The organism is Variovorax sp. 20P10.2.4 (assembly GCF_058244205.1).
In genome coordinates, this window is record NZ_JBZAYE010000559.1 from 1 (window position 1) to 4,770 (window position 4,770).

The 4,770-nt window shown below is 67.9% G+C and carries 5 protein-coding genes; all 5 read right to left on the reverse strand.

From position 1 onward, the window contains the following. Nucleotides 1-212: FmdB family zinc ribbon protein (locus tag AC27VN_RS32895; protein ID WP_490879285.1), on the reverse strand; the 212-nt coding region annotated here is incomplete at its 3' end. A gap of 106 nt (nt 213-318) precedes the next feature. After that, complete coding sequence (locus AC27VN_RS32900) at nt 319-1,767, reverse strand: high affinity choline transporter 1 (protein WP_287753028.1); 1,449 nt, start codon at nt 1,765-1,767, stop codon at nt 319-321. A 76-nt stretch (nt 1,768-1,843) separates the two neighbouring features. Next, nucleotides 1,844-3,409: a ubiquinone biosynthesis regulatory protein kinase UbiB gene (gene ubiB, locus AC27VN_RS32905; RefSeq protein WP_296787530.1), complete on the reverse strand. Its 1,566-nt coding sequence runs from the start codon at nt 3,407-3,409 to the stop codon at nt 1,844-1,846. Beyond that, nucleotides 3,406-3,972 carry a hypothetical protein gene (locus AC27VN_RS32910; RefSeq protein ID WP_093341266.1) on the reverse strand — a complete coding sequence of 189 codons (567 nt, stop codon included), beginning with the start codon at nt 3,970-3,972 and terminating at the stop codon, nt 3,406-3,408. The genes ubiB and AC27VN_RS32910 overlap by 4 nt, the downstream gene beginning before the upstream one ends. Nucleotides 3,973-4,023: 51 nt before the next feature. Next, the coding region (locus AC27VN_RS32915) for a Tim44 domain-containing protein (RefSeq protein WP_490879286.1) at nt 4,024-4,770 on the reverse strand (747 nt) is incomplete at its 5' end.

A 4,770-nucleotide genomic window follows, 5' to 3' on the forward strand; every position in this document is an offset into this window, starting at 1 on the left:
GCGGTGGCGGCTTCGGACTTCTTGCCGCCGCCGTCACGGAAGTCGGTGACGTACCAGCCCGAGCCCTTGAGCTGGAATCCGGCCGCCGTGACCTGCTTTTCGAATGCGCTCGCGCCGCATGCCGGACACACCGTGAGCGGCGGATCGGACATCTTTTGCAGGGCATCCTTGGCGAAGCCGCAGGCGCTGCACTTGTAGGCGTAGATGGGCATGGGAAATCGAGTGGGGAAAGCGACCGGGCGGCCGCTCGCAAAGCCCTCGATTATAGGGGCGCCCCCCGGCCGGCCGGCGCCCCGGGGATTGCGCCTGGCGCGAGATTCAGGCCGTTTCGGTCGCCAGCGGGCGGTGCGGCGTGTGAGTGTTCACCACCCATTGCGGCGCCAGCGAGCCGAGCACCATGCCCGCGAACGAGGCCAGCACGCCCGCGAGCTGGGCCGGGAACACCGCGCCCCAGGGCATCGCCATGAACAGCAGCCAGGTGCCGATGCCGAACAGGATCGCGGCGATCGCGCCCTGGGTGGTGGCGCGCTTCCAGTAGAGGCCGAACACCAGCGGGATGAAGGCCCCGACCAGCGGCACCTGGTAGGCGCCCGAGACCAGTTCGTAGATCGGCGTGCCCTGCATGCGGATCGCGTAGGCCAGCACTGCCGCGCTGAACAGCAGCACCGTGATGCGCATGGTCCGGAGGTTCTCGCGGTCGGTGCCCGCAGGGCGGAACTGGCGCCAGATGTTCTCGGTGAAGGTGACGCTGGGCGCCAGCAAGGTGGCCGAGGCGGTCGACTTGATGGCCGACAGCAGCGCGCCGAAGAACAGCACCTGCATCACGAACGGCATCTTCTCGAGCACCAGCGTGGGCAGCACCTTCTGCGGATCCTCCTTGAGCAGCGTGGCGGTCTGTTCCGGCATGATCAGGAGCGCGCTGGCCACGAGGAACATCGGCACGAAGGCGAACAGGATGTACGCCAGGCCGCCGATCACCGGGCCGCGCGTGGCGGCCTTGACGCTGTTGGCCGACATCACGCGCTGGAACACGTCCTGCTGCGGGATCGAGCCGAGCATCATGGTGATGGCGGCCGCGAAGAAGAAGACCATGTCGTGCCAGTTGGGCTCGGGCCAGAACTTGAACAGGTCCTTGCTGACCGCGAAGGCGACCACCTTGTCGGCACCGCCGGCCATGTTGCCCGCGAACATCGCGATGATGGCCAGGCCGGCCACCAGGATGATCATCTGGATGAAGTCGGTGACCGCCACCGACCACATGCCGCCGAACAGCGTGTAGGCCAGGATCGAGACCACGCCGATCACCATGCCGGTCGACAGCCCGATGGCGCCGCCCGAGAGCACGTTGAACACCAGCCCCAGCGCCGTGACCTGCGCCGAGACCCAGCCCAGGTAGCTCAGCATGATGATCAGCGTGCAGGCCACCTCCACGCCGCGGCCGTAGCGCTCGCGGTAGTAGTCGCTGATGGTCAGCAGCGTCATGCGATAGAGCTTGCCCGCGAAGAACAGGCCCACGAGGATCAGGCAGGTGCCGGCGCCGAACGGGTCTTCGACCACGCCGTTGAGGCCGCCCTCGATGAACTTGGCCGGGATGCCCAGCACCGTCTCGGAACCGAACCAGGTCGCGAAGGTGGTCGTGACGATCATGAAGAGCGGCAGGTGCCGCCCGGCGATCGCGAAGTCGGTGGTGTTCTTCACGCGCCGGGCCGCATACAGGCCGATGGCGATGGTGAGCAACAGATAGACGATGACCAGGGTCAGCAGCACGTCAGGTTCTCCTCTTTCCTCGATTCCAAGGCAGCACGCCCATCTTTTTCCAGGCCGTGGCGGACAGTGCCGCGGTTCAGAAAATCCGAACGCGCACCAGCAGCTGCATGGCCAGCAGACCCAATACAAAACCTATGCCACCGTAGACGATCGACTGGAGCAACCGGTTGGTACGCTTCTGCGCGGCCAGCAGCTCCAGCAGCTCGCGCCGGTGGTCGGGCGGCCGATTCTCCAGGAAATCGTGCAGCAGGCGCGGCAATTCCGGCAACAGCTTGGCGTATCGCGGCGCCTCGTCCTTGAGCTGCTGGAACAGCTTCTTGGGCCCGATCTGGTCGACCATCCACTTCTCGAGGAAGGGCTTGGCCGTGTGCCAGAGGTCGAGCTCGGGATCGAGCTGGCGGCCCAGCCCCTCGATGTTGAGCAGGGTCTTCTGCAGCAGCACCAGCTGCGGCTGGATCTCGACGTGGAAGCGGCGCGAGGTCTGGAACAGCCGCATCAGCACCATGCCGAGCGAGATCTCCTTGAGCGGCCGGTCGAAGTAGGGTTCGCAGACGGTGCGGATCGCGGCCTCGAGCTCGTCGATGCGCGTGCCCTCGGGCACCCAGCCGCTCTCGAGGTGCAGCTCGGCCACGCGCTTGTAGTCGCGCCGGAAGAAGGCCACGAAGTTCTGCGCCAGATACTCCTTGTCGGACTCGGTGAGCGTGCCGATGATCCCGAAGTCCAGCGAGATGTAGCGCCCGAAGGTCTGGGGCTCGAGGCTGACCTGGATGTTGCCCGGGTGCATGTCGGCATGGAAGAAGCCGTCGCGGAACACCTGGGTGAAGAAGATGGTGACGCCGTCGCGCGCGAGCTTCGGGATGTCGACGCCCGCGGCGCGCAGCCGCTCGAGCTGCGCGATCGGCACGCCGTTCATGCGCTCCATCACGATCACCTCGGGATGGCAGAAGTCCCAGAACATCTCGGGGATCAGCACCAGGTCGAGCGAGGCCATGTTGCGGCGCAGCTGCGCGGCGTTGGCGGCCTCGCGCACCAGGTCGAGCTCGTCGTGCAGGTACTTGTCGAACTCGGCCACCACCTCGCGCGGCTTCAGCCGCTTGCCGTCGGGCGAGAGCTTCTCGACCCAGCCGGCCATCATGGCCATCAGGCCCAGGTCCTTCTCGATCACGCCGCGCATGTTGGGGCGCAGCACCTTGACCGCGACCTCGCGCAGCTGGCCGTCGCCGGTGCGGATGGTCGCGAAGTGCACCTGCGCGATCGAGGCGCTCGCGATCGGCGTCTCGTCGAACTGCACGAACACGTCGCTGACGGGCCGGCGGAACGCGCGCTCGATGGTCGCCACGGCCACCGCCGAGGGGAACGGCGGCACGCGGTCCTGCAGGAAGGTCAGCTCGTCGGCGATGTCGGGCGGCAGCAGGTCGCGCCGCGTGGAGAGCACCTGGCCGAACTTGACGAAGATCGGGCCCAGCCGCTCGAGCGCCTCGCGCAGGCGCTGGCCGCGCGGTGCGTCGAGCCGGCGGCCGAAGGAGACGATGCGTGCGACCACGCGCAGCCAGGGCTTCTGGAAGCTCGTGAGCACGAGCTCGTCGAGGCCGTAGCGCAGCGCGACCCAGACGATGAAGAGGCTGCGATAGAAGCGGCTCATTCGGCGGTGCCCGCCGAACCGATACCGGATCTGCCGGCCGCCGCGCGGTTGCCCACGAACTGGCGCAATGCGCCCACCACGCGCCGCACCGCATTGCCGATGGCATGCGCGGGCACGTCGCCGATCACGCGCGCGAGGTCGTCCTCGACGTCCCAGCGCACGTGGTCGACCAGCCAGTTGACCTCGGCCGCGAGCTGCACGTCGCCCACGATCTGCACCGAGGGCTTGTCGCCGCGCAGCGTGGCGCGCGCGATCTCGAAGGGGTTGTCATCGGTGACCGACAGCGTGAGCTCGGGCAGGGAGCCCGGCGGCGCCAGGTCGAGCAGGCCGGCGGGCGTGGCCACCAGCTCCATCGTGACGAAGCGCCACTGGAAGCGCACCACGCGGCCCTGCTGGCGCACCAGCCGCTGCTGGGCTTCGGGCTCCTGTTGCAGCACGTGGTTGAGGAACAGCACGGCGCGGTGCTGGATCTCGTGCACGGCCCAGGGCGGCGGCTGCAGGCGCTCGCCGACGCGATTGAACAGATCGCCGAGCAAAGAAAAAGGGGACGATGGTGTGGCCATGGTCCCCATTATCCTTTCTGCAGGCGGCCGGGCCGCCCTCGAAGCCGCTGCTTATTGCAGGGCTTGCACGCCGGCCACGAGCCAGCCGTTGCCGCCGGTGGTCGGACGCGTCATGTTCCAGACTTCGCGGAACGGGCCCGGGCCCGCCGAAGCGTCTTCGCGGATCATGCCGGAGAACTCCACGCTGGCCATGTAGGCATCGGCCAGTTCCTCGATGCCGAGCAGCTTGGCGTCGAGCATGACCACTTCGGTCTTGTTCGACACGCCACCGGTGTGGCTGGCGCGGTCGGCGAGCTGGCTGCGGATTTCCTCGATCATCTCGTCGGTCATCATCGAGCGCAGCATGGTGATGTCGGCGCGATCCCAGGCGTCCTGCAGGGTCACGAAGTTGCGCTTGGCGGCGGTCAGGAAACCGTCGACATCGAAGCCGGCCGGGATGCCCCAGCTCTGCGAACCGGCCAGGGCCGAACCGATCATGCTGCCGCCACCGGCCGCGGCACCCGCGGACGAGAGGCTGCTGCCGTGCGAGGCCGCGGCGGGCGTGGCATCGAAGTTGGTGGCGTTGCGCTCCCACGGACGGGCCGAGGCGTCGTTGCCGACGTTGCTCGGGCTGTACTGCGCCGGCGCTGCCGGGTTGCCCGGACCACCCGCGCCCTGGAACGCGAAGCCGCCCTGGCGTGCACCGGCGGGCTGCGAGCGCGACTTGATCATGCGCCACACGAACACCGCGGCCAGCACCAGCAGACCGATCAGCAGGATGTTGCCGAAGCCTGCGCCCAGGCCCAGCGAGCTCGCGAG

Bases quoted from the DNA above. Each gene is read 5' to 3' on its own strand.
- ubiB (WP_296787530.1), bottom strand. From the start codon at position 3,409: ATGAGCCGCTTCTATCGCAGCCTCTTCATCGTCTGGGTCGCGCTGCGC.
- AC27VN_RS32910 (WP_093341266.1), bottom strand. From the start codon at position 3,972: ATGGCCACACCATCGTCCCCTTTTTCTTTGCTCGGCGATCTGTTCAAT.